At 63.2% G+C, this 25,067-nt stretch carries 22 protein-coding genes and 1 pseudogene; 11 read left to right on the forward strand and 12 right to left on the reverse strand.

The window, feature by feature from the left end; translation table 11 throughout:
* Positions 1-290: 290 nt before the first annotated feature.
* The 5 genes from ACWCOV_RS09910 to ACWCOV_RS09930 all read right to left on the reverse strand — a co-directional run bounded on the left by ACWCOV_RS09910 (position 291) and on the right by ACWCOV_RS09930 (position 7,414).
* Positions 291-629 (reverse strand): DUF3024 domain-containing protein, encoded by a 339-nt coding sequence (locus ACWCOV_RS09910; RefSeq protein ID WP_449828857.1) that lies wholly within the window; start codon positions 627-629, stop codon positions 291-293.
* A gap of 163 nt (positions 630-792) precedes the next feature.
* Positions 793-4,623 (reverse strand): MobF family relaxase, encoded by a 3,831-nt coding sequence (mobF, locus tag ACWCOV_RS09915; protein WP_449828858.1) that lies wholly within the window; start codon positions 4,621-4,623, stop codon positions 793-795.
* A gap of 101 nt (positions 4,624-4,724) precedes the next feature.
* Entirely contained in the window at positions 4,725-5,300 is a 576-nt protein-coding gene (locus tag ACWCOV_RS09920; RefSeq protein WP_449828859.1) for an HD domain-containing protein, read from the reverse strand.
* Between the two features lie 355 nt (positions 5,301-5,655).
* A complete protein-coding gene (locus ACWCOV_RS09925; protein ID WP_449828860.1) occupies positions 5,656-6,339 on the reverse strand; it encodes a diguanylate cyclase domain-containing protein in 684 nt (227 codons plus the stop codon).
* A gap of 757 nt (positions 6,340-7,096) precedes the next feature.
* On the reverse strand, positions 7,097-7,414 hold the full coding sequence (locus tag ACWCOV_RS09930) for a hypothetical protein (RefSeq protein ID WP_449828861.1): 318 nt from the start codon (positions 7,412-7,414) through the stop codon (positions 7,097-7,099).
* Between the two features lie 487 nt (positions 7,415-7,901).
* Between ACWCOV_RS09930 and ACWCOV_RS09935 the strand changes: the two genes are divergently transcribed.
* The 5 genes from ACWCOV_RS09935 (at position 7,902) to ACWCOV_RS09955 (ending at position 11,360) form a co-directional block, all read left to right on the forward strand.
* Entirely contained in the window at positions 7,902-9,200 is a 1,299-nt protein-coding gene (locus tag ACWCOV_RS09935; RefSeq protein ID WP_449828862.1) for a helix-turn-helix domain-containing protein, read from the forward strand.
* Positions 9,197-9,739 (forward strand): N-acetyltransferase family protein, encoded by a 543-nt coding sequence (locus tag ACWCOV_RS09940; protein ID WP_449828863.1) that lies wholly within the window; start codon positions 9,197-9,199, stop codon positions 9,737-9,739. Before ACWCOV_RS09935 ends, ACWCOV_RS09940 begins: the two co-directional genes overlap by 4 nt.
* Before the next feature lie 22 nt (positions 9,740-9,761).
* Complete coding sequence (locus tag ACWCOV_RS09945; RefSeq protein WP_449828864.1) at positions 9,762-9,965, forward strand: hypothetical protein; 204 nt, start codon at positions 9,762-9,764, stop codon at positions 9,963-9,965.
* A gap of 12 nt (positions 9,966-9,977) precedes the next feature.
* On the forward strand, positions 9,978-10,937 hold the full coding sequence (gene tgmB, locus ACWCOV_RS09950; RefSeq protein ID WP_449828865.1) for an ATP-grasp ribosomal peptide maturase: 960 nt from the start codon (positions 9,978-9,980) through the stop codon (positions 10,935-10,937).
* A 63-nt stretch (positions 10,938-11,000) separates the two neighbouring features.
* Positions 11,001-11,360: a hypothetical protein gene (locus ACWCOV_RS09955; RefSeq protein WP_449828866.1), complete on the forward strand. Its 360-nt coding sequence runs from the start codon at positions 11,001-11,003 to the stop codon at positions 11,358-11,360.
* Positions 11,361-11,448: 88 nt separating this feature from the next.
* On the opposite strand, the pseudogene istB reads toward ACWCOV_RS09955, so the two are convergent.
* The 3 genes and pseudogenes from istB to ACWCOV_RS09970 form a co-directional block, all read right to left on the reverse strand.
* Positions 11,449-12,023 (reverse strand): annotated as a pseudogene (gene istB, locus ACWCOV_RS09960) (IS21-like element helper ATPase IstB).
* A 596-nt stretch (positions 12,024-12,619) separates the two neighbouring features.
* Complete coding sequence (locus ACWCOV_RS09965) at positions 12,620-12,817, reverse strand: hypothetical protein (RefSeq protein ID WP_449828867.1); 198 nt, start codon at positions 12,815-12,817, stop codon at positions 12,620-12,622.
* Positions 12,818-13,340: 523 nt separating this feature from the next.
* The gene (locus tag ACWCOV_RS09970; RefSeq protein WP_449828868.1) at positions 13,341-13,553 is read right to left on the reverse strand and encodes a ribbon-helix-helix protein, CopG family; all 213 of its coding nucleotides are present in this window, start codon (positions 13,551-13,553) and stop codon (positions 13,341-13,343) included.
* Between the two features lie 100 nt (positions 13,554-13,653).
* Here ACWCOV_RS09970 and ACWCOV_RS09975 point away from each other — a divergent pair, with 100 nt between their 5' ends.
* The 6 genes from ACWCOV_RS09975 (at position 13,654) to ACWCOV_RS10000 (ending at position 18,144) form a co-directional block, all read left to right on the forward strand.
* On the forward strand, positions 13,654-13,911 hold the full coding sequence (locus tag ACWCOV_RS09975) for a multiubiquitin domain-containing protein (RefSeq protein WP_449828869.1): 258 nt from the start codon (positions 13,654-13,656) through the stop codon (positions 13,909-13,911).
* A gap of 20 nt (positions 13,912-13,931) precedes the next feature.
* Positions 13,932-14,321 carry an E2/UBC family protein gene (locus tag ACWCOV_RS09980; RefSeq protein ID WP_449828870.1) on the forward strand — a complete coding sequence of 130 codons (390 nt, stop codon included), beginning with the start codon at positions 13,932-13,934 and terminating at the stop codon, positions 14,319-14,321.
* Positions 14,318-15,697, forward strand: coding sequence for a HesA/MoeB/ThiF family protein (locus tag ACWCOV_RS09985; protein ID WP_449828871.1), 1,380 nt, complete (start codon positions 14,318-14,320; stop codon positions 15,695-15,697). Before ACWCOV_RS09980 ends, ACWCOV_RS09985 begins: the two co-directional genes overlap by 4 nt.
* A gap of 79 nt (positions 15,698-15,776) precedes the next feature.
* Positions 15,777-16,118 (forward strand): DUF6527 family protein, encoded by a 342-nt coding sequence (locus tag ACWCOV_RS09990; RefSeq protein WP_449828971.1) that lies wholly within the window; start codon positions 15,777-15,779, stop codon positions 16,116-16,118.
* The gene (locus ACWCOV_RS09995) at positions 16,102-17,007 is read left to right on the forward strand and encodes an SDH family Clp fold serine proteinase (RefSeq protein WP_449828872.1); all 906 of its coding nucleotides are present in this window, start codon (positions 16,102-16,104) and stop codon (positions 17,005-17,007) included. The genes ACWCOV_RS09990 and ACWCOV_RS09995 overlap by 17 nt, the downstream gene beginning before the upstream one ends.
* A gap of 156 nt (positions 17,008-17,163) precedes the next feature.
* Entirely contained in the window at positions 17,164-18,144 is a 981-nt protein-coding gene (locus ACWCOV_RS10000; RefSeq protein WP_449828873.1) for an IS630 family transposase, read from the forward strand.
* A gap of 9 nt (positions 18,145-18,153) precedes the next feature.
* Here ACWCOV_RS10000 and ACWCOV_RS10005 read toward each other — a convergent pair whose 3' ends face one another.
* From ACWCOV_RS10005 to ACWCOV_RS10020, 4 genes are all read right to left on the reverse strand, one after another.
* Positions 18,154-19,395 carry a restriction endonuclease subunit S gene (locus ACWCOV_RS10005; protein WP_449828874.1) on the reverse strand — a complete coding sequence of 414 codons (1,242 nt, stop codon included), beginning with the start codon at positions 19,393-19,395 and terminating at the stop codon, positions 18,154-18,156.
* On the reverse strand, positions 19,392-20,810 hold the full coding sequence (locus ACWCOV_RS10010) for an N-6 DNA methylase (RefSeq protein WP_449828875.1): 1,419 nt from the start codon (positions 20,808-20,810) through the stop codon (positions 19,392-19,394). Before ACWCOV_RS10010 ends, ACWCOV_RS10005 begins: the two co-directional genes overlap by 4 nt.
* Positions 20,807-23,485, reverse strand: a complete 2,679-nt coding sequence (locus ACWCOV_RS10015; RefSeq protein WP_449828876.1) for a type I restriction endonuclease subunit R — start codon at positions 23,483-23,485, stop codon at positions 20,807-20,809. Before ACWCOV_RS10015 ends, ACWCOV_RS10010 begins: the two co-directional genes overlap by 4 nt.
* Before the next feature lie 230 nt (positions 23,486-23,715).
* Positions 23,716-24,819, reverse strand: a complete 1,104-nt coding sequence (locus tag ACWCOV_RS10020) for a hypothetical protein (RefSeq protein ID WP_449828877.1) — start codon at positions 24,817-24,819, stop codon at positions 23,716-23,718.
* Positions 24,820-25,067 lie beyond the last annotated feature (248 nt).

Here is a 25,067-nt window from a genome sequence, read left to right on the forward strand (position 1 = left end):
GACTACCCACCTTTTGGCGCGCGAATCGCTACCTGAGGTGTCCGCAATCCCGCAGGATCGCAGCTGTGGCGAAGCCGTCGAGGATCATGAAGCGACGCGGGCGGCGTACGTCGTAAGCGTAGGTCTTCATCATCCGGACGACCTCTGCGCGGACCTGATGGTGGTGCTCGAGTACCAGAAGCGTCGTCCGCGTGGTTGTTCAGAGGCGCTCGACCTACGGAGGTGCGTCGTGGATCCCCCACTGAACCCCTCCTTAGATGGATCGGATCCATCTCGCCGACGAATCGCGGTCAGCCCCAGAAAATGCTCGTGGGGTCGCGGTCGAGCTCCGTCAGGTGGTCGTCGACACTGTGCGACGGGGCGAGTCGGTCATAGGCGTGGAAGCGTTGGTGGTGGTCGGCCCAGTACAACATCCAGGACCTATCGGTGGTGTTGTACCGCAGGCGAGCGATTGCGGAGCTGGTCCAATCCGGTCCGATGTCCTCGCGCCATGGCGGGCGTCGTTCCACGATCGTCAGGTGGCGCGGGGCGAGTTCGCAGTCAATGCGCAGTTGGTCGCGAGCGTGCTCGGGGACCCGTGCGGCGCACCACCGCCGTACGCGTGCGACATCCAGTTCGGGAAGAGTCATTCAGATCACCAGTCGTCGGATGGCCTGGGCAGTCTGGTCTGGTCAGCGGATTGGCCGACTGGTCGACACCTTTGATGGAAGCATGCAGGTCGGCGACCGTCGTACCTCAGACCCTACCGACCCACGGTCGGTAGGGTCTGGCCGATCGCCCGATATGGCGACGTCAGTCTGGCTGCGGTAGCGGGGTGGGCTGCGTTGGCGCCTCAGCAATGCCTGTGCTATCGATCGATCGTTCGACAGCGTCTGGCGAGAAGCCGGTGAGCATCTTGGCGAGCCGGGAGTGCTGATGGTGTCGCTCGTCTGCGTTGGCCGGCGGGGCGTCTCCGAGGATGGAGTGGCCGTGGATCTGGTAGCGCTCCCTGTACGCGGCGATCTCGCGCGCAAACTCGGCGAGTTCCTGGTCTGGGGGGTTGCCGGCTGCGTGACGCAAATCGCGGTACCAGGCGCGCGGATGGGCGAGTAACTCCTCGGCGAGCCAGTTGGCGCGTTCGATGATCTGAGATTCGAGTTCGCGCAGGGGCGCGATCAGCGTTGGATCGCTGACGTGGGCGGCCGGGGTGATGAGGCCGAGGATCTGTGTGGCGTGGCGGCCGGTCTTGTGTAGCGACCGGGCGGTCAGGCGTTGCACTCTGTGGTGGATGACGGCGGCGACGTCGTTGGCGGTTGCGAGTGGTGATTGGTTGACGGCGTGGAGGAGTAGGTCGGTGATGTTGAGGCCGGCATTCTCGGCGCGGCGGAGTTCGGCGATAAGTGGGCCGTAGGCGGGGGAGGCTTGGAGTGCGGCTTGGTCGGCGGGGTCGAGGGCGGAGGCAGCGATGGCGGGTTGGTAGCGCTTCTTGGCGTCGAGTTGGCAGAGGTGTTCGTGGATGGGGATCAGCCGGTCGAGGCGGGTGCCGTTGTCGAGCTCTTGGCGCATGACCTCATGGGCGGATTGCTCTACCCCGGGATCGTTGAGGACCGCTCCGAGGACATCCTGCATAGTCTGGTCGGCGTGGGGTTCGTGGAGGTCTGACGTGGTTTGGTGGGTCGCGACGTACGCGCGATTTGTTTCACGGCCGCGGGTCATGCCGACGTAGATCAGCGCTCGGGTGAGCTGTTCGGTGACGAGTAGGTGGGCGGTGTCGACTGTTGTGCCTTGGGCGCGGTGGGCTGTGGTGGCGTAGGCGAGTTCGACGGATTCCTGGACGTAGGTGCTGGGAAGGGTGACGGTGTTGCCCGTGTGGTTTCGGACGGTGAGGGAGCCGTCGGGCCAGCGGTGGATGACGGTCCAGTGGTCGCCGTTCTTCACGAATTGGCGGTGGCCATAGGAGAGGCGTCGGTTGTTGAGGCGGGTGACGATGTGGTCGCCGAGGCCGACGTAGTTGCCGTTGTGGAGTTCGATGCCGTCGGGTTCGACTTCTCCCATGCTGATGCGGTCGAGGTGGGCCCGGGCGTTGAGCCGGGCCACGGTGGTGTTGTCGGCCGCGATGAGCAGGCTGGTCTTCCCGTGATTGATGTCGACCAGCCAGGCCTTGTAGGCGGCGTCCTCCATCGCCTCCGAGGAGCCTGCGGTGAGCCGGTGGTGGTTGTCGTAGGCGTCGATGGCGGTGAGATCGCCACGGCGCAGGGCGAGGCTGGCATCGCGTTCCCAAGGGTTGGTGAAGCGCCAGACGTCGGTGAGTTCGGCGGCTTGGGTGTCGTGGGCGATGAGGCGGAAGGCGCCGCTGGTGTCGGCGGCGGAGAGTTGGGCGTCGTCGCCGACGAGGAGGAGTTTGGCGCCGGCGGTATTGGCGGCGCGGGCGAGGGTGGCGAGTTCCATGGTGCTGGCCATGGAGGCTTCGTCGACGATGACGAGCTGGTTCTTGTGGAAGCTCCATCGATCGTGCTCGGCTCTCAGGGCGGCGAGCTGCGCCATGAGTCGCTGGTGGCGGAGACGGCGCCCTGAGCGGCGAGCGAGGCCGGCCGCGTGTTCGGTGTGCAGGATCATGTCGCGGCGTTGTTCGGCGCCGAGGCCGGCGGACTCGAAGATCCATTTGGCGATGTTCTCGGTGGGGGCGCCGATAGCGTCGGACAGGACGGTCGAGGCGGCCGACGACGGTGCGAGCGCGATGGTCGACCCGTCGCCGTGGCTGGCTTCCCAGCTGGCCGCGAGCGCCGACAACAGGCTGGTTTTGCCGGTGCCGGCTGGGCCGATGAGGGCCTCGAGCTTCTGGCCGCTGGTCGCGATCCTGCGGAGTGCGGCGGCCTTGTCGGGGCTGAGTCCGGCGGTGTGGATCGTGGCTGGGGCGATGGTGGGTCCGTTGGTGTCGTGGGCCAGGTCTCGCAGGACGGCTTCGGCGCCGAGGATGACGGGTGAGGTGTAGATCTGGCCGTTGTGGATGGTGAACACGTTCTCGCCGCTGGCGCGGGTGACGGGGATGGTCACGAGGTCGGGTGCAGTCAGGCTGATCGAATGCTGTTCGGCGCGTTCGACGATCGCCTGTAGCGCGGCGACCCGGTCGGTGGTGGAGACGAATCGGAGGAGTCGGGTTTGCCGTGCGGCCTCGGCGAGGAGGTTCCAGCGCGTCCAGGTCGCGCGTTTGGTTTGCAGTGTCAGGACGGTCGCGGCGCCGTACGCGTCGACCGTTTCCGGGCTCAGGTCTGCCGCCGCCAGGGGACGTTCGCCGGCGTTGTTGAGGGCGCGTTGGATGGCGGCGACGGCGTCCGGTCCGATGGCTTGGTCGGCGCGTTTGCGCCACTGCGCCATCAGCAAAGTGAGGGGTTGGGCGAGGTGCTTGGCTGGCCGGTTCATGAGGGTCGCGTGCTGCCGTAGGGCGTACATTTCGCGGCGGTCGGGTGGGTGGATCTGGTCAAGACGCTCGTCCAGAAGTGCGGTCAGGTTGGCTTCGATCTGTTCGGTTCTTGCAGAGAACTCGCGGAGCAGTTCGTCCGGAATCGCGTCGATCTCGAACGCCGGATTGCGCCGGGAACCGCGTTCGCGCAGTTCCCATTTCACGCCCAAACGACGCGCGAGATGGTCGGCGAGAAGCACGTTGTGGATCTCCGACATCGCCACCGCGGCCCGGTACAGGACACGCCCATCCAGGGTCCGCCACGCGTGGCCCGGGCCCTGTACGCGGTTCGCTACCACCACGTGAGTGTGCAGTTGCGGGTCGCCACTGCGGCTGTCCCAGTGATCGAACGCCGCCGCGATCAACCCGCGGGTATCCAGTTGTGCGATGCCGCCATCGCCGCTCCTGGTGAACGCCGCATGCTGCTCGATCAGCGACAACACATCGGCGACAGCCTCGTGATGCGCAGCCGCTATCTGCTCCTGGATGCCCACGTCGGCTGTCGCCCACAGCGCCGACACCGACTTCACCGGCGAGAACGTCAGGTCGAACCCAGCGACCGCCTGCCGCGACTTCTTCCGCATCTCCTCTCGGCGAATCCCTGCCACCGCGCGCTCCCGTTCGGCGTCGGACAGGGCAGGGCCGAGGTCGCGGATCCGGTCCCGGATTCGCTCCTCCGGACCCTTGAAAACTCGATACGGCTCGCCAAGTGTCCGGCCGGTCAGCGGATCCTCCGCGCGTCCGAACAGTGCGGCCATCTGCGCCTCGGTAACCTCGCTCCCCGGGACCAATCCGTCTGCGCCGAGGCCACCAAGGCCCTGTCCCATCCAACGGCCGGGCGGGTATCCCGACGCGGTGTAGTACGCCGTCAACGGCGTAGCCATCCGCCGATCGACGTCCCCAGCGGCGACATGCCGAAGGAGATACAGGTAGCCCTCTCCGGCGTTCATCCGGTGGATACTCAGCACGGTTGCCTGCCCGGAACGTGGCAGTAACGCAGATTCTCCAGGTCGCTCATGCAAGTTCAACGGCTGAGCGCTCAGAGGACTGAACGCGACGCCTCTCGCGGGGTCGAGCCGTGCATGCAAGAGGTGTGCTCGAATCCAGGCTGTCGTTTCATGGCGAGCGACGCTCGTCGACATGCGGCGGTGTTTGCTGCGCTTGGAGTCAGCGCCTTCACTCATTCAAAGAGACCTGACGAATCAGCGCGACCCTCGGGCAGCACGAGCGGCGGTCTACGGCTGGCAGGAAGTTGCGCGGTCACCCGCCGGTGAATGGGGAGTGGTCAGCGGTCTCGCCAGGCGAGTGGGGAGGTTTGAAGAGCTGCTTCGGCAAGGCGGCGGCCGAAGTCGGTCTGGATGCGGGCGCGGGAGGATTCGATCCAGCCGGTGACGCGCTTGTAGCCGGCCTCGCCGTACTCGACGGCCTGCATGAGGCATTCGAGGCGATCGGCGTCTTTCGCGCAGCGAGCCTCGATCGTCTCGGCGGCCTCGTACTCGCTGACGGCTTCGCGGATACTCTTGGCGGCTGCGTCTGGAAGGACAGCGACCTGGTCCTCGGTAATGCGTTCGTTGCTCGCGACATCCACATACGGCCTGGCGCTGTGTGGGATATCGCCGATCCGTGTCTCCTGCGAGTCGTGCCACATCCCGAGGTACGCCGCCCGCGCGGGGTCGCCGCCCTCCTCGCTGGCGATCAGTGCGGCGAGCTGGGCAACGCGCAGGCTGTGCTCTGCGACGGACTCGGGGTCGCGGACGCCGACATGCCACCATCCGGCCCGACGGAGCCGTTTGAGTACTCCCATCTCGTAGGCGAAGACGGCGACGCCTGCTGCGTCCCGGTCGGTAGCGTCAACGCTCACGATTACTCCGTTCGATCATCGGTTGGCCAACTGCACAGCGCACCGCAGATTGTTGAACTCTACGGCGTTGCCGCCAGCGGGATTGTCTTTCACTGCTGCTTCGACCCCGATCGCCGGTTCGTTGTCGTAGCTCTCTGTCGTACTCCGAGAGCTTCGGACGTGCGAGCACAAGTTGGCCAGAGGCTGTGGATGCCAGCGGAGCATTCACTGATCTGTCAGAGTTCGAGCATGTGGTTCGTCAGCCACACCGACTGCCCGACTTGCTCTCGAGGAGGCACGTGTGGACCGCGCTCATGGCCGGCAACCGATCCGCCGGCTGTGCCGCCGCGAAGTCGTACTGGTTGGCCATGGGACGTCACCGGCACCGGCTGAGGGGAGCATGCGCGATGAAGCCATGGGCGATTGGGGCTCCTGTGTTGCGTGCGTGTTTGTGGTCGAAGAGGGTGTGCTCGATCGCACCGATTGCGTGGACCGTGAACTCGCGCCACCAGTGGTCGCCTACCACGGTGCTGGGTACAGCGGTCGGCGAGATCACGCCTGTGCCGAAGGAAACGGTTCGGGGCAGGCCTGCGCACAGTTGGTCGCGTAGGCCTTTGACGTGGGTGAGGAATGAGTGCTCGTCCGTCGTCGTCGCGATGAGAACGATCTCGTCGCCTCCGAAGGTGGCCAGGCAGCTGTGTTCGAGACTCGTGCGCCAGAGCCAGTTGCGGGCCAGGGTGCCAAGGCGCCCCATGAAGGCGTTGCCGGCCAGGTGACCGAACGATTGGGCGTCAACGGCCTTCTCACCTTCGACATAGTCCTTGAGATTGTCGACGTCGCCGATCGCAAGCCCCACGCTGGCGCCGTGACCGATGGCATCGGCGATCAGGCCTGGTAGACGGGTGAAGAAGCCGGGCCAGGCGACCAGGCCCGTGATCGGGTCATCGCGCGCGTCTTCGCACCAGCCGCCTGCGGTCGGCGGAGGGAATCGATCGTGCCGAGTGTCAGCGGCTGGTGTGGGCTCGATCGGTTCTGTTGGAAGGCGCGTCGGCGTGCTCATCGGCCACTCCAGCTACCCGGAGCTCGTCCATCGAGCCGACGGCAAGGGCAGCGAGCACCGGCTCTGCCTCCGGTAGCGGGACCGCAGGGAAGCGTCGGCTCCAGAGCCATCGCAGCCTTCCGCCGTTCGGCCCTCGCGACGGCGGTGCCAGAACCGGCGCATCCTCGCAGACCAGCTCGACGTCGGCGAGCCCAGCTGGCTGCTTCGTCGGTGCCGTACAGAAGATCCAGCCCTGGTCCGGTAGCCGCATGATCGGCGGCCAGATCGTCAGCCGTTGCTGCTCGAGTCGACGCAGTGCATACGAGCCGACCGCGAGTGGAACGCGCCAGATAGCGACCTGAGGCCCGGACGCGATCAGTAGGTTCGAAGGAGACGCGACATCGTAGGCGGCCGACACCTGGCTCAGCTGAGTCAGCGGCTCGGTTGTCAGCCGGTGTGCGCCTGGAGTCTCGCAGTACCGGTCGCCGCAACTGCACATCCATGTGGTCCGCCAGCTGGTTCCAGTGGCGTCGGGGACCATGGGCGACGCCGGCATGACCGCGATTCCACGCTCGACGTACGCGCGTGCCGTCACGAGTAGCCTGTCTGTCCTGCGAACCATCAATGACACCTCCAGTGGGAACCATCATGGCCCACCGACCCGCATCGGCAGACATCTGCCTCACGAATTCCTCCTTGATGTGGATCGCCGTCGTTGGTTCTTGGTGGGCGCGACCAGCGCGGGCTCAGGCAGCTGCCAGCACGCCGGCCGCGCTGTCTAGGTGTGACGCCTGGCGGCGTCAATGAACGCGCCGTGGGGTTGGTGGCTTTGGGCGGTTTCGGCGCTGGACTCCTCGTCCCGGTCGGCATCCTCGGGGTCGAGCCAGAGAACCTCCGCCGCGCCGAGGTGACCATGAACCTCGAGAAGATCGTCAACGCTCGGCCAAAATGCGATGCCCGGATGCGCGCCGAGCCACTTGAGGACAACCCAGGCATTGCGCTGCTCGTCGATCGGGAACTCGACGCCAATGGCAACAATCCCCGTTCCGATGCCACCGGATGGGTCGCGTTTGCTCAGGAGCTCGAATCGACGCATTAGCGGACCTCCGCCGGGTCGAGCACCGGCTCATGGCTTAGGCGGAGGCTGGGGAACTGGCTGGAGAGGAGTGCCGCGTAGTCCTCTGCTTTCGAGCTCGGTCCGGTCCACTCGGCGATCAAATAAGCGTCGAGCCATACGCAGACCCGGTAGTCAGGATCGTCGGAGGACTCCACGTCGAGGATGGATGTCCGCCGGCGGTCGCAGGGTGTGGGCGGTGCCGCAACGGCGTGGTGGCTTTGCCTGGGACGATCAGTCACACTACAGAGAGTGCAGGTGTGGCTACCATGATCACGATGCGTATCTGCATGAGTGTGCGGCCGCATTATGCAGGCTTGCATAGCGCCAACGGAGAGGGCTCGGGACAATTACTTCCGTGCGACGATGCGAACACTGTGAGGCAGCACTGAGCCAGCATAATCCTGGCTCAGTCTGTCGAGCGTGTGCAGTCGCCCGTCGTGACCTGCCCTCGAGTACGACGTTCAAGGTGCCGGCCGACGTACTGGTTCACGAGGACGTCGTCGCTGCCCTGCGCGATTGGAATTGGTCGGCGGCGTTGCGTGCGATCAGCGCCGCCACGGGTGCCACACAGATGAGGATGAGCGAGGCCACTGGCCTGACTCAGTCCACGATCTCCCGGTTGATGAACGGCAGGATCCCGACCCCAACGATTCAGACCATCCGGTCGCTCTGCGATGGTCTGGGGATTCCACGCGATCTTGCCGGCCTTACGGCCAAAGCTCGTCCGGCCCGGGCACCAAGCAAGGAGGACGCCACGGACAGACGACAATTCCTCAGTGGTGTCGGCGCGTCTGCCGCCGCCTCCGTGTGGAGCGCGTTTGGCGAGCGTCCGGACAGAATGCGCTCGGCCGAGGCCGAGCGAGAACTCGAAACGCTTCGATCGGCCGTTCCGCGGCTCCAGCAGTTGAGTGATGAGTACGGCGGAACCGACGCTCTGTGCACGCTCGCCGTCAAGCTGGCGGGGCGAGCCGACGACGTTGTCCAGTCCCAGCTCGCGTCGTGCGAACTGACCCAGCAGGCGCAGTCCCTGGCGGCCCAGTTCTCGATGATGGCTGGATGGCTCCACCTAGACGGAGGCGATCAGACGGTCGCTCGCCTCCACTGGCAGCACGCGTTGTTCCAAGCGCAGCTGGCGAACGACCTCGAGACAGAGGTCTTTGCGCTCAGCAGCCTCTCGAATCAAGCAACGTTCAGCCTGAGCCGCGCCCCTGAGGGTCTGCTTCTTGCGCAACGAGCGACGGCGGTTGCGAGTGGTTGGGCATCACCGAGGCTCAGATCTCTGCTGCTCATTCGTGAGGCCGCGGCGTGGGCAGCTCGTCACGAGCCGACGCAGTTCGATCGGTTGCAGCGCCAGGCTGCCAATCTGCTGCCGGACGGTTCAGCCGATGACGACCCGACGTGGCTCGACTTCTATGACCGAGCGGAGTACGACGGCCTGCGAGCGCTCTCCTACGGGCTACTCGACGATGCAGCTCGATCCCAGTCGCTCTATCGAGACATGATCGACCGCATCCCGTTGCACCTCCAGCGGAATCGACTCCTCTACACGACTCTGCTGGCTAGATCGATGGTCAGCTCCGGCGACGTCGTCGGCGCGGCCGAGGTCCTTACACCACACCTCGAGTCCGTGGCCGCAACTGGTTCCCGACGCGCTCGCCATCATGTCCGGGCGGTAGCCCGAGCAGCACGCGCATCGCGGACCTCACGAGGCGTCAGTTTCGCCGACCAGACATGTCAAGCCGGACTCGACTCGGAGAGAGCATGACCCTGACCATGACCCGCCATACGGGGACCGAGACGCTCGATCTCATCCCTAGACTCAAGCCGCTCTACGCGAACGCGTACTCCGAACCTCCCTACGAGATGTCGGACGAAGACATCGAGCAATTCGAGATCCGCATCACGAAGCATGCTGGCCTTGACGGCTTCGTCTTGGTCGCCGGGAGGATCGACGGGCGCCTCGTGGGGTTCTCGTACGGATTCACCTTTCCTCCTGGACGATGGTGGACCGGTGTCAAGACTGACCCGCCGCCGGACGACGTTGCTTCAGGCCCTCTGTTCGCGGTGATCGAGCTCGGAGTACACACGGACTTCCGTGGCCGTGGCTTCTCCCGCCAGCTCGTCGCTGCTCTCCTCGCCGACCGACCGGAGCCGTTCGCGAGTCTCATCTCCCGCCCCGGTGCACAGGCTCACGCGATGTATCAACGCTGGGGATGGAAAAAGGTCGGCACGACCCAGACATACCCGCACTGGCCCGTTGAGGACATCGACGTCCTCCCTTTGCACAACAGCAAGTCCGCCTGACCTCTCGAAGAAAGGCTTGATCATGAGCAACCGTCCGTTCGGTATGTCCCACCTCGTGCGTTCAACCGTCGAGCAGTCGGCGTCGGACGAGGCGCAATACGACCCTGAGAAGCAGATGAGCACGACCCCTGACGGTCAGCCCTGGGCAACTCAACCCGGCGTACTTGCGGCCGAACAATGCCGGCCGGGTGATGGCAACGATGACGCGAACAGTCTGCTCGCCTGATCTGCCGCGTTGATGAGCGACGAGTCGGCTGTCCTGGTACTCACCAACCCGAACGACGTGACGGCCGACCTTGTTGTTCAGAAGCTCGACGAGTCCAAGACTCCCGTCCTTCGTTGTGACCTCGCCGATTTCCCAACGGATGTCGCCCTGGAGGCTCACTACGAGGGCCGGTGGACCGGTGTCATCCAGCATGCTGGCCGCATGGTCGACCTGACCGGGATTCGGGGCATCTACTGCCGCAGACCGACGCCGTTTCGGCTGCCGGCCGACATGACAGACGAGGAGCGTGAGTTCACCTCCACGGAGGCACAGGCGGGCTTCACCGGAGTGCTCATGGCATTGCCATGTCGCTGGATCAATCACCCTGCTGCCGAACGCATTGCGTCGTACAAGCCGCATCAGCTCAGGCTCGCCTACGCCTCCGGCCTTGTTTCGCCTCGGTCGATCATTACGAACGACCCGACGGCAGCTCGGACGTTCGCCTCCGAACAGGTCGGACAGGTGATCTACAAGGGCATCGGACGTGACTTTGCCAACGGCTCTGTGAGCACCCCGACGGTCCGCTTCGTGGCGCCGGACGAGATCGACGAGTCTGTGCGGCTGACAGCACACCTCTTCCAGGAGTTCGTGCCCAAGCGCTACGACGTCCGGCTGATTGTGGTCGGATCGCAGATGTTCGGAGTCGAGATCCATGCGCACAGCTCGCAAGCGGCGCTCGACTGGCGTACCGACTATGACGCCTTGTCGTACAGGCCTGCTCAGGTGCCGGACGAGATACGTGTTGGTGTCGCCCGGCTGATGGCTCGCCTCGACTTAGTCTTCGGCGTACTCGACTTTGTAGTCACGCCTGACGGCCGGTGGTACTTCCTGGAGATCAACCCAAACGGCCAGTGGGCATGGCTTCCTGGGATCGCGGACGCTGTCGCTGGCGCCATCGCGAACGAGCTCACGACACCGAGCGATCCAGGTTGACCCCGGTGTGCTTGTCCGCCGAGCGTTCGTCCCTCTCACCCGTCTCGCCCAAGGAGAAAGCTGTTGTCGTACGAACCAGGTCAGATCTTCCGTGAGGCGTGGATTGCAGGCGTGAGGAAGCACTACCCCGGTGAACCAAAGCCCGGGTATATCGCGCCATGGGAAGACACACCCGATTGGGAACGGGCGAGCGCCGCAGCCGTCTACGACCAGGTCCGGGCGTTCGTCGAGGCGTCGGAAGGAACCACAAGCAAGCTCAGTCGAGAGCAGAAGGGCCGCTTCGTGGCGTTGTGCTGGATCGCCCAGATCCACCGCCACATCCCCGATCCCAAGCCCAGCTATGTAGCCGACTGGGACAACCTGCCAGCCTGGCAGCGAGAAACGGACGCGGACATCTTCGAGCGGATTGAAAACACAAGTTGAGACCTAACCCGTCGACGGGTCCCTTTGGTGATGGCGCTCGCCGAACTTCCCCAGTGATGCTCATCGAAATTCCCACCCTGAGCAGTGGTTATTGCAGCGGCCGGCGGGTGCCTGTGGTGGTCTGGCGGAGTGTGTCGTTGCGGGCGTGGTGGTCGCGGGGTCCGTAGGAGTCGCCGTCGAGGTTGAGGACGACGGAGCGGTGGAGGAGCCGATCGAGCATGGCTGCGGCGACGGTGGTGTCGCCGAGGATCTCGCCCCAGGACGCGACGCCGCGGTTGGTGGTGAGCACGATGGAGGTTTTGAGGTAGCGCTGGGAGACGACCTGGAACAGCGCGGAGGCGGCCTCGCCGGGCAGCGGCAGGTAGCCCAGTCATCGATGACGAGGAGAGTCGGTCCGGCGTAGAAGCGCATGGTGGTGGCCCACCGGCCTTCGATGGCGGCGCGGTGGCAGCGGGCGGCCAGGTCGGCGGCGGTGGTGAAGTAGGTGCGGTAGCGCGCCTCGGCGGCGGCGCGGCCGAGACCGACGGCCAGGTGTGTTTTCCCGACGCCGGGTGGCCCGATCAGCAGCACGTTGGTGGCGGTGTCGAGGTAGCGGCAGCTGGCCAGCTCGTCGATGAGGTTGCGGTCGACGCCGGGTGCGGCGTCGAAGTCGAAGTCCGCCAAGCTGGCGGGAGTGGGCAGGGGACGCGAACCGGAGCCGGTCGGCGAGTTTGCGGGCCTCGGCGGCGTAGACTTCCTTGCCCAGCAGGTGTTCCAGTGTCGCGGTCATCGACCAGCCCTCGGCCTCGGCCACCGATACCCCGTAGTGCTTGGCCACCGCGGCGAACGCCGCAGTCACCCTCCCGCTCGCCGGGTGGCAGACGGTGGCCATCCGGTCGAACCGCCAGACCCGGGTGAGACCACCCAGCTTACGGGCGGTCGCGTCGAGTGCTTCGATCAGGTGAGCCTGCTCCTCGCTCGGTGCGAGCGTGGCGCGCCACTTGCCGGAGTGCGCGAGCGCCCCGATCAGCAGGTGCGCGGTCTTGCTCCACCCCTAGGGCTCGGGCGGGTCCGGGAGATCGAGCCAGTCCCACTGGATCTCCTCGCCCGGCGGATGCGAGATCACCGCCGCCACCCGACCCGTCGTGGCCGAGCACGGCTCGCAGTGCGGCCGTAACCCACGGGCCCGGATCTGCCCGTGAACGTGGAGTACGCCTTGTCATAGCCGAGGGCAACGACCTCATCGAACAGGGTCTGCGCCCACAGGTGCGGATCCTCGGTCAGCCGTGCACGGACGTAGTCGACGTACGGCTCGAACAGGTCCGGCCCCGCCGGACGGCGCTCGCCGGCAACCCGCTCGCCGTCCAGATGGCACGGATGGTCTTACGGTCTCGCTTCAGATGCCGGGCGATCGCCGAGATCGTCCAGCCCCGGCGACGCAATGAGTGCGCGTCGATGTCTTCCTCCCGTGAAAGCATGGACAGCAAGGGCTCCTTCGAGCAGGTGGCGCGTGGTCGGAGACCGCCACTCTCGAAGGAGCCCCACCGCGTTCATCGGAGCCACACAGGTGGGGAATTTCACTGAGCGAGTCTTGGGAGACTCAGATGAGCGCTGTCAGTGGTGCCCGCCTGACCCGCAGATTTATCGGTGCCCCCGGCAGTGTGCCCTGATAGGACATCTTTCGAACAGTCAGTTCGTCACAGAGTTGGATCGTCTAATCTCACGTAGCGACGGTTCTGTTGTCGTGGCAGTGCGATTGGCCGATGACGCCAAGCCAAAATGCCGCTGTGGGTGCGGGTCCGTCGTCGCTCGCGGTCGCACGTTCGTCAACCAGCGCCACTACAGTGAGTGGTTGCGGGCGGAGCGGTACGTCGGCAAGAACCGACGATGAGTTGGCTCGCCGCGCCAGACTAGAACGCGTAACAGCCCACGTCCTGACGTCGCAGGCAGTGGGCTGTTTGTTGATCTAGGCAACAAGAGCGTCTGGCATGACGTGCCGAACTACTCCCGCGTGCGGAAGCTGCGCTCGGTTCGGTCAAGACGCTCGCGCAGGCTCTTGCGGAAGCCTTCATCCTGCTTTCGAGCATCAATGTGCTCGGCGATCGCGGCACGAATTACCTCGGCCACGGGCCGATCCTCGACGCTAGCGACTGTCTCTAGCTCCTCCGCCTGCTCTTGAGACAGGCGAATCGTCATCGCTTTCGGGGTCTTCACCGTCGTCCTCTCCTCCCTGTATACAACCCATTATGCATCATGGTTGCAGAACGGACAAGCACCATGATACCGTGGTATCAAGTTAGAAGGAGGAGCCAGGATGGCCCACGACGAGCAGGACAACAAGCACTTCAACATTCAGATCGACCGCGAGCACTTCAAGGTCACGCAGCCCAAGCTGACGGGTGCCCAGCTGCGCGAACTGCCGGATCCGAACATCCCTCCCGAGCGCGACTTGTACGAGGTCCGTCCCGGCGAGGACGACCTGCAGATCCAGGACGACGATGTCGTCGTTATGCGCAATGGCCTCCGCTTCTTCACTGCGCCCGGCCAGATCAACCCCGGCGCCGGACTGTAAGAACCGAGGAGATCGAGACCATGCTGCCCGCTTCCGACACCACCTATCTCGCTGACCGCGGCCTGAACCACACGGTGCAGGAGGACGGCGGGATGATCTGTGTCCAATTTCCGAGCTGGCGAGTACCTGAGGGTTATCGCCAGACCGAAACTGATCTCCTCCTGCGGCTGTCGCCCGGCTACCCGGATGTCCCGCCTGACATGTGGTGGTGCGACCCGGCGCTCATCCTGCTCGACGGCTCGCAGGCGCAGGCGACGGAGGTTCGGGAACAGTACTTCGGACGGAACTGGCAGCGGTGGTCGCGGCACTTTGTCCAGCCCGGCCAGTGGCGCTCTGGTGTGGACGGCCTCGAGAGCTATCTTGCCCGCATCCGCGGAGAGATGACGCGGTCGGCGAGGAGAACGGCATGATCGTCACGCTCACCATCCCCGACCAGATGACACGCGACATCGCGACCCAGGCAGCTTTTCGTGTCGAGACAGCCGGCGTGCTCCTCGCCGGTCTCGCTCGCCAGGAGGGTCAGATCCGACTGCTCGCGCAAGAGCTGCACTGGGTTCCGGAGGATCAGTACATCGTGCGGGAAGCTGACCGCCTCTCGATCCGATCGGGTGGTTACACCGGAGCTCTCGCCCGCGCGGAGGAGATCGGCGCGGTCGCGATCTGGCTGCATACACATCCAGGCGGCTGGCCCATCAACAGTGTTTACGACGACACCGTCGACTTCGAACTGGCCGACGTCTTCCAGATCAGGACGGGACAGGACTTCTTCGCCAGTCTGGTGTTCTCACCCAGCGACGCTGGGGGCTTCGACTTCAGCGGTCGGACGTACGTCGACGACGAAATCGTGCCAATCTCAACGGTTTGGCTCGTCGGTTCGCGGTTCCGTTTGATCAGCGCGGTCGATGCGCCACCCGCCGAGCAGATCCCGCCGCTGTACGACCGCCAGGTTCGGGCCTTCGGTGGCGGCATCCAGGGAGTGCTCCGCGGCCTCAAGGTTGCCGTTGTTGGTGCTGGCGGCACCGGTTCCGCTGTGGCTGAGCAACTCGCTCGCCTCGGCGTTGGGGATCTCCTAATCGTCGATCCCGACGTGATCGAAGACACCAACATCACCAGGGTCTACGGCTCCAGCCCGTCGACCGTCGGCAAACCCAAAGCGCCGTCCCTTGCTGACCACGTGAGGACGATCGCGCCCGATGTCGCCGTCCGCAGTATCGTCGGACGGACCACCTCGCGGGGCGTTGCAGCTGCCCTCACCGACCGCGATGTGATCTTCGGGTGCAGCGATGACAACGCCGGCCGACTCATCCTGGCCCGACTGTCCAGCTACTACCTGGTCCCGGTGATCGACTGCGGCGTTCTTCTCTCCAGCGAAGACGGGGAGTTGCTGGGCATCGACGGCCGGATCACCGTCATGGCTCCCGGCTACGCCTGCCTCGTTTGTCGAAACCGTATCGACCTGGCCCGAGCCGCCGCCGAACAGCTCAATCCCGAAGAACGACGTCAACGCCAAGATGAGGGGTACGCTCCCGAGCTTGGCCGGGTTGATCCAGCTGTGGTCACGTTCACCACTCTCGTTGCCGGATTCGCCGTCGCCGAGCTGCTTGAGCGGCTGACCGGCTATGGACCCGAGGCGGCTCCCTCTGAGTTGATCCTGCGCGCCCATGAGCGGGAGATCAGCACGAACAGCCGCCAGCCGAACGTCGGCCACTTCTGCGACCCGGCCACCGGACACCTCGGCCTTGGTGACCAGGAACCATTCCTGGGAACGGCTTGGAGGACGGACTGACGTGGCCTTCCATTCCACCGACAACTCAATTCGACAACGTCTTCGGCTGTGGTTGCGGCAACTGCCTGGAAGCCGCTTCGTGCCCTGGAGGTACATCATTGTCGGCGTAGTTGATGCCGCCGACGAAATACCGCTAGAACTTGCCGCTCGAACTGCAGTTTTGGTTCAGTCGGCAAACCGACCGACTTGGATCGCCTTCGACTGTCCCCGACATCGAGACCAGCGCATCATGCTGAACCTCTCGACGCGTCGGCGCCCGTACTGGACGATTCACGATCGTGCCACGCTCACCCTCCGTCCAAGTATCGACGCGACCCATAACGGCAGCCGCTGTCATTTCTGGCTCAGACGTGGCCACCTTCGATGGGCAAAGCTGATAAGATTAAACAAGGAAGGACGGGGATATGAGCGACAACGATAAGAGCACTGATAACGATGGGGAATTATTGCCCCAGCCAACTCAGACCCCGTTCTACCGTGCAACTCAGGGTGCACGCTATCGTCGCCAGGAACTAATCCGTGAGATCGAGGCAGCGACCGGCCGTACTCTCATCTGCTATGTCTCCGGTCCAGCCGGCTATGTCGAGCGGGACGATGTACTGCCGCTGACGGACCTGCTCTATCACGTTGAGCCGGACGCCAAGCTCGATCTCATGCTTCATACGCTCGGTGGAGAGGTCGACGCCGCTGAAAAGATCGCCGGGCTTCTGCTCAAAGCGGTTGGCGTAAACGGCGAGCTGCGAGTCATCGTCCCGGACTGTGCCAAGAGTGCGGGTACGCTCATCTCTTTGGCCGCTCAATCGATCATCATGAGCGACACGAGTGAGCTGGGTCCGATTGACCCGCAGATCGTCACGCCGTCGTCGGATGGTTCTCTAAGTAGTCGCCCGGCCCAGTCATACATCGATGCCTATGAGGACATGATCAAGCAAGTTCGCGATGGCAAGGACGGGCCGGCGGTCCGCGAGCTCGTCGCCAAGTTTGATCCTGCCCTGCTCGACATGTGCCGCAAGGCCCTGGCGCGGTCGCGGAAGTTCGCTGAGAAGTTCCTTCGAGAAGGCATGTTCCGCGGCGAGATGGCGAACGTGACAGAGATGGCGGGCAAGCTCAACAGCAACGCTGAATGGCTGTCACATGGCGCGGTCGTAAATGCCGATGACGCGCGCACGCTTGGTCTCAAGATCGACTACCGTGACGAGCACGAGAACGAATGGCAAGCCTATTGGCGTCTGTATTGCGACATGCGTCTGACACTACGAGGCAATACCGAGAAGTTGTTCGAGTCAAACTACGCCTCACTTCACCTCTAGTGTCGTGAGTCAGTAATTCGCGGTTAGTCGGTATGCTGTGGTGATGCCGAGCCCGAAGGTTGATCCGGTGGTGTTGTCCGGCGAGGAGCGGTCTGTGCTGGCTGGGTGGGCTCGGCGGCGGAAACGTCGCAGCCGTTGGCGTTGCGGTCCCGGATTGTGTTGCGGTGTGCGGACGGTGGCACGATCGGTGAGGTCGCTGAGGCTGTCGGGGTGTCGCGGAACATGGTGTCGAGGTGGCGTTCTCGGTTCCTGGCCGAGCGGCTGGACGGGTTGTCGGACGAGCCGCGGCCGGGCCGGCCACGGACGATCACCGACGACGACATCGAGCGGGTGATCACCAAGACGCTGGAGGAGACTCCGGGCGAGGACACGCACTGGTCGACCCGGTCGATGGCGTCGGCGACGGGGATGTCGCAGTCGGCGGTGTCGCGGATCCGGCGGGCGTTCGGGCTGAAGCCGCAGGCGATCGAGACCTGGAAGCTGTCCACGGATCCGTTGTTCCCACAGCTCATTGACAAGGTCCGCGATGTCGTCGGGCTGTATCTGAGTCCGCCGGAGAACGCGCTGGTGCTCGCGGTCGATGAGAAGTCGCAGATGCAGGCCATCGACCGGACGGCACCGATCCTGCCGGTGATGCCGACCACGCCGGCGCGGATGACCAACGACTACGTGCGCCACGGCACCACCAGCCTCTTCGCCGCCCTCGACCTGTCCAGCGGGTCGGTGATCGCCCAGCACTACCGCCGGCACCGTCATCAAGAGTTCCTGCGGTTCCTGAAACTGATCGACGCCGCCGTCCCCAAAGACCTCGACCTGCACCTGGTACTCGACAAACTACGCCACCCACAAAACCCCCAAGGTGAAGGAGTGGCTGATCCGCCACCCAGGTTCCACCTGCTTTTCACCCCCACCAGCAGCTCGTGGCTCAACCTGGTGGAACGCTGGTTCGCCGAACTCACCAACCGCAAACTCCGCCGCTCCGCCCACCGCTCCGTCACCGAACTCGAAGCCGACGTCCGCGCCTGGATCAACACCTGGAACGCCGACCCCAAGCCCTTCGTCTGGACCAAGACCGCCGACCAGATCCTCGACATCCTCGCCGCATACTGCCAACGAATTACCGACTCACGACACTAGCTCGCGACCTCAGTTCGGATTCTCGGACAAACCAAGGTCTCCGCGGAAGGCCTTGGCCAGGACCGCTCGCGAGGTGGCATCTACGTGACGTGCAGCCATGTCGATTCGGTCCCGTATCTCTTTCGTGAGCGCCAATGCCTTATCGAGTTTCGCAATGATCGCCTGCCTAGCGTCGACCGGCGGCATAGGGATCGGAAGGTCAGCAAGTACCTTCTGATTGATCTTCGGCATATTGCCTGCCGATCCAGTAGCTCGATCCCTGAGATAGTTCCTCGCCTGAGGCGCGAGCAGCATATACCAGGCGAACCGAGGATCAATCTCCGGCTGCACCCTCGCCCGAATCATGAGATCAGGGTACAGAAACTCGCCCGGATCGCCTTCATATAAGGCGGGAACACCGACGTATTCGGCGGTGTTTCCACGCTGGATTACTATGTCACCGGGTGTGAGCCAGAAAGGGGACTCCGGCGGGAACTCCTCCTCGGTGTATTTGAAGTGGCGAGGATCGAACCAGCCACTGGTCGTAGCTGTAAGAGTGAGAACTCGGAACCCGGTCTCATGGTTGACGGGTTTGGCCGAGTACCCGTTCTTGAGCGGCTCGCGCAGTACGCTGGTTAGAGGAACCTGGGTATTGGCGTCGCCCCAGGTGCTCGCTTCCCTATACGCGGCCGTAAGGACGGATTGACGAAAACGTTCGATGGCGCGTTGAGCCAGCGCAAGATGGTTTAGTGCCGAAGCCCGGCCATGGGCAATCTCAGCAACTCGAACGGCGATCTGCCGCTGTATTGGAAGTGGAGGAGCGATGAGGTACGACTCATTGAGCTTTCCCTTAGTGATGTGAGCAAGACCGACACCGCCCTGCGCCTCCGAGATATAGTCGTTCAGGTTGAAGTCGAGAGCAAGTTTCAGGAAGTCGCGATCGAAATCATCCGAGGAAAAGTCAACTCGGAAGATATGCTGGTTAATCCAGGCTTCCGGGCCATTCCATACATGGGCACCGAATGAGGTTCCTGGGGTGCCCGACCAGGCAAACAATAGATCGCCAGGCTTCGCTCGAAAGCGGTCAGGTAGGGTGCCGCCATAGTAGTTGTGGGTTGCGGAATCCGACTTGAGGTTCTGAATGCGAATGATAGGTCTTCCGGACTGACTCCACTCGGACGCCTTGAACGCGTACCCGTTTCGTAGCACCAGAACGTCTCCAACACGTCGACGCATCCAACCCTGCGGAAGTCCTTCCGTGCTCTCGGTCATGAGTCGCCGCCATTACCCTCAAGGAGGTGCTGAATGTCCGCGAGGTTGTCTAAGGCGAGCTGAAGCTCCTCTGTGGCCTCGGTGATCAACTCCTCGGGCTCCGGGATCTCGTCGGGATCGTCGAGCTCTTTGTCTCGGATCCACTTGAAAGCGTCGAGCTTGTAGTGGTGCGCCTTGATGTCGTCGAGGCTGAAGCTGCGCCAGCGACCACCAGCGGAATCGTCCTCGTTTCGCGTGCGTCGGCCGTTGGGGTCCTCGCCGAAACATTGCTCGAACTCCGTGAAGTGCCTTGCAGCGAGGGGCCGGCTTGTCTTGGTGATCTTGGGAACGTTGGCTCGGGCGTCGTAGATCCACGTGCGTTCGGTCGGTCGACCCTTGGTGAAGAAGATGACGTTGGTCGCGGTGCCCTCGGTGTACGGGCTGAATGTCCCCCGAGGACAACGCAGGACCGTGTGGACGTCACAGTCCTGCATGAGCAGCTCGAACACCTCGCCCGCCTGGCCCGCGAAGAGGACGTTGTCGGGGACCACAACTGCGGCGCGGCCGCCTGGCTTAAGGGTGGTCAGGACATGCTGGATGAAGTTGAGCTGCTTGTTGCTAGTCGACACGACGAAGTCGTCGCGGACGGGCGCCTGGTTGGCACCTTTGGTACCGAACGGAGGGTTGGTGAGGATGACGTCGAAGCGTTGACGGCTTGGCTCCTCGTAGATGGAGTCGCCGAGCGTGATGTGCGGCTCGACCTGGTGCAAATACATGTTCATGAGTGCGAGCCGCCGTGGCCTGGGCACGAGTTCCTGGCCGAAGTACGTCTGCTTACGTATACGGAGAGCCGTCTCGCGATCGAACGCACCGCCGGTTTCATCCTTCAGCCACTCATAGGCAGCTACTAGGAATCCGCCCGTACCACAGGCAGGATCACTGATGGTGAAGTCCTTGCTGCCCCGTGGGTCAGGCTTTATGCAACGCACCATCGACTGGATGAGTAGGCGTGGCGTGAAGTACTGTCCGGCGCCCTTCTTGCCTTCGGCTGCGGCTTTCTCGAGCAGTCCCTCGAAGGCTGCTGCCTTGATGTCTACGTCGAGCGAGGTCCACTCGGTCTCGTCGATGATGCCGATGAGCTTCTGCAGGTTGACCGGATTGCCAAAACGGCTCTGGGCGCCGCTGAAAATGTCCCCGAGAATGCCGGGCTGCTTACCGAGGAGACGCAGGGCCTCGACATACGCATCGAGGAGGTCCGTCCCGCTCTGCTTGCGGAGGTAGGGCCAATCGGTGTCTTCGGGAAGCTCAATGCCTCGCTCGTCGGCCATCTTGATGAAGAGCAAGTAAGTGAGCTGCTCGATGTAGTCGCCATAGTCCACGCCGTCATGGCGTAGGACGTGGCAGAAGCCCCACAGTTTTCCAACAACATCCGTCACGCTGCTACTAGCTCCTCGTTTAGTTCATCGATTAGCTCGGCGAGCTGGCCCGCGAACACCCGGTTGGCGCGGCCCCATCCGCCATGGTCGGAGAGTACCGGGATTGCCTCGAAGTCGTCGCGCTCGATGGAGAGGTTTGCGACGAGATGTTGCCGGATGTACTCGACCCAGGTGGCCTGTGCATCAGTCAGCGTACGCCCACCTACGACCCGATCGACCGCCTGGTTGACGCGCTCCTCGGCCGTGAGGAGCGGCGACGTGTCGACGGCCGCTCGCTTGACCATCGAGATGATGTCGGCGAGGGCCTTGTGGTGGGCGGCATGGAAGGCCCGCTGAAGATTGGCCTCCGTGAAGTGCTCGGGAGCCTGCGTCAGTGCCTGGCGCAGTTCAGTCAACGGCGCCGCACCCCAGTCCTTGGGGCGTGACAGCAAGATCGATATGGCCTGGACCTGGTCTTGGTGCTCGTGGACGAACGAGGCGAAGGCTTCCAGGTATTCGCTGGGCTTGTACTCCTGCCCTGTGCCGGCGCGGATCAACCACTCGGAGGAAACCTCGTCGGTGACGCCTGGAGCGACCAGGAAAGTGCGCTGAGCACGCGGGTAGTCGATGAGAAGCTTCTGGAAGTTAGGGTCACGCAGGACGCGCATGGTGTCGGTGAATGTCCGGCGCAAGAGACTTGCGAGATCTTCAGCGAACGCGGCGAGGTCACCACCGGGGATGAAGCGCGCGAACAGGTCTCGGGCATCACCGGACATCTCCTTGTCGATACGCTGAAGACGCTTCGACAAGCGGCGAGTGTTGTACGCACGATCCTTGTTCTGCCAGATCTCTTCGATGATCTGAGCGATGCTCTTACCGTCACCCTCGGGCGGCTCGACGGTCATGCCCGTGGTGTTGCGGAAGTACTCGAACAGCGTGCCGTCGAAGCAGTCGAAAACCACGAAGTGCGACTTGTCCGGGTACCTGTCGCCCTTCCGTGTCCCGCGTCCGAGCATCTGTTCGAACAGGATGCGAGACTTCACCGGACGGAGGAAGACGATGTACTCAAGGTCGGGGATGTCGACACCGGTCGAGAGCAGGTCGACGGTCACAACTACCCCAGGGTTGGGGCGGTTGCGAAACTCGCGGATCCGCTGTAGCGGTCTGTCAACGCGTCCGGTGATCTTGGCGACAAATGAGTCGCCCCGCCCAAAGATGTCTCGCGCCAGGTCGACAAGCTGATCGGCATGCGAGGTGTGCGGCAGATCATTGGCGGCGAAGATGAGCGTCTTGGGGAAGCGGCCGTACTGTTGTTCGTGCTCGTCCGCGAAGGCCTTGAGCTCCTCGATGATCTTGCGGTTCGAGTCCGGAGCGGTGATCTTGCGTTCGACGTCGGCGGCGTCGAAGCTGCGCTCATCTTCTAGTAGATCGAGCTGGCGGGTACCGGTCTCAGGATCGACCTCATCGACCTGTTCACCCTCGTTCAGGAAAACGCCGTTCATGCGGACGTTCGAGCGAACACGCACGACGTCGTAGTCGACCAGGTGGCCCTCACGCACGGCGCGGTCATACTCGTAGCGGAAGACCAGGTTCTCGAAGTACGCCACAGTGTGGGCCGCCGGCGTCGCGGTGAGGCCGACCTTGACCGCATCGAAGTGATCGAGCGTGCTTCGCCACACGGACATCTCCTTGGCGGAGTACCCACGATGGCATTCGTCAGCGATGATCAAATCGAAGGCATGAATGGGGATGTTGAGCTGTTCGACATTGGCATCGGCCGCCTCATCGCCGAGGGTCAGCGCGCCCTCGCCGCCTAGTAGGTTCATAGCCATACGCTGGATGGTGCATACATACACGAAGGCGTCGCCGAGCTTGGGATTCGTCAACAACGCGTTGGGCATGACGTTGGGGTCCCAGGTGGCGGCCTCCTCCAAATCGGATTTTTGGAAGCGCTGCGAGTAGACCGGGTAGATCTTGTCAAACTTCAAGCCGGGCTCAGCCTCAAACGAGGCGAACGCCCGAACGGCTTGAGCTGCCAGCGCCTTGCGGTCGACAAGGAACAGCACTCGCCGGGCGGCCCCGGACTTCATGAGGCGGTAGACCTCATTGACCATCGTCAGCGTCTTGCCTGTACCGGTGGCCATGGCGACGAGCATCTTCCGCTTACGGTCACGAATTGCCTGCTCGATGGCGGAGTTGGCCTCGACCTGGTACGGGCGCATGCGCGAGTTCTGGGGAATTCGCTCAAGCGCTTCGATCTCAGAATCGAAGTCGCGGGAGAGTAACTCCTCGAGCGCAGCCGGCGTGTGGAACCCAGACACTCGCCGGGAGCGGCTGAGTGCATGACGGACGTCGTGAAACCATGTCACTTCACCGTTAGTTGAGTAGAGGAAGGGCGCGCCGAACTCATCCTGATACTTAGGCGACTGCCCGATGCCTCTTGAATAGCGCTCAGCTTGGACAAGCACACCCTGAGGACCGAGCGTCACCTTCTTGGCTTCGACGACTCCACGGACCTCGTCGCCGTCGCAGAGCGCGTAGTCCGCTGGACCCGCGCTGGTGGGATACTCCTCAAAGGCCACCCGCTTATACGGATGGGTGTCGGTGCCGCGAAACGGAACGATCGACCAGCCCGCGGTCTTCAGGCGGGGGTCGATTCGTTGCTTCCTTGTGTGTCGCTCAAGCTCTGTAGCCATTCCACCCCTTAGCTAGCCTCCTCATGTTACTGGTCATCCTTGGAGGCGGCAAGGATCCGGGATTAGGCAGCCGGTTCGATCGGTTCTGAAGTCCTCAATCGAGAAATCGATCGATGGGCTGGTCTCGCTCCATGTCCGTTTGTCTCATCAGGGACGCTGCACCGGATCCCCGAACCCCCGATTGTGGCGCGCCCGTTCGATGTCGAGCCGGACATTGCCGGAGGCCGGGTTCACCCACCGCCAAGAGCTCGGGAGGCAATGGTAAGCATCGCGACCGTGAGTGTCACCATTGCGGCGACGTAAACCTGAAAATCGCTTCGCCTCAATGTCTCGACTACCTCAACCGCGCTCTCGGCATAAACAAGGTCAGGTTCGAAATCGTCGCTCGCTATGGAGTCATAGACATCCTGAAATACGGCGAGATCCGCATGGGTGTGCACTTGCATCAGAGCCTCAGTTTGGAACTCCATGTCGGTGCTCGTTCGTTTCCGAGCTGAGAGGACCTGCAATGCCACCTGCTGCGCCTGACCCCCCTGGAACAAGCGACGGAACTTCTGACGGAACTCCAATGAAGTATGGGATCCAATGAGTTGATCCGCGGCACGTCGCACCTCCGAGGCAGCCTCGCCTCGCTCGCTCGCCAGCTGCTTGCAGTAGAACAGATAGGAAAGCTCGTACTGCATCGCCTTTTGTAGTTGCCAGAGAGCATCGATGGGTTCAATCTGATTATCCCTCATCGAGTAAACAAATGAGTCGAGGCGGGCTGGCGTTAGAGATGTCCGCTCCTTCATGAATCGCGCCGACTGATCAGCCCCACGCAGCACGGCATCAAGAGGAAAAGGAACTGCGTCGGGCCCGTAATGAAGTCGAACGCCGGTGCTCCGTGTGACGCCTTCGGTCGTGAACCATTCATGAAGATGATGACCAACTACCCTCACAGAGTTGGCTCCACCCCTCAAGGTGCTACTATTCACGCAGACTGAGAAGGCAGTTGGGATAAGGGGTCCGTACTCAACGGACAGCTCAAAATCTTCCGTGCCAGTATCCGGACGACTGCCATCTAGATACTGCCTCTGCTTCTCCATGCTGATATGAAGGCGCAGTCGTATATTGCCCGATGCGGGAATATTTGCCAACGCGATCTTATGTAGAGAGGGCAGAGAGAGTTTCTCGCGTGCCTTGGCATCAGCCTCAGCGCTTTGGTTGAACCAGCAATTTCTCAACTCAACGCCAGGTAGCTTGAATGCCTTGGCGATGGCAGCTTGGCGCTCGTTTGGCGAATCGGCATCAATGCTGAACAACAGTGGCCCTATGCCGAACGGTAGTCCCCCCATTTTTCCTCCCGTTGATCCAACGTGCCCACCTTGATGTATCGCCTATAGCTGGGCATACGTTACTGGTAGTTCTGCGCGCGACGCGCCGAGCCGACGGATGCGGCTACGCGATGCGCGCGGCATGTCTGGCCGTCGTTAGGCCGGGAAGACCCCGTTGAGCAAGCCGCGCGATGTCCGGCCGTCCCGTCAACGTCAATGACGCCGACGCTGAACGCGATAATCGTGTCTGTCAGCAGGCTGGCATCCCG

The sequence above is a fragment of the Kribbella sp. NPDC002412 genome (assembly GCF_053592935.1).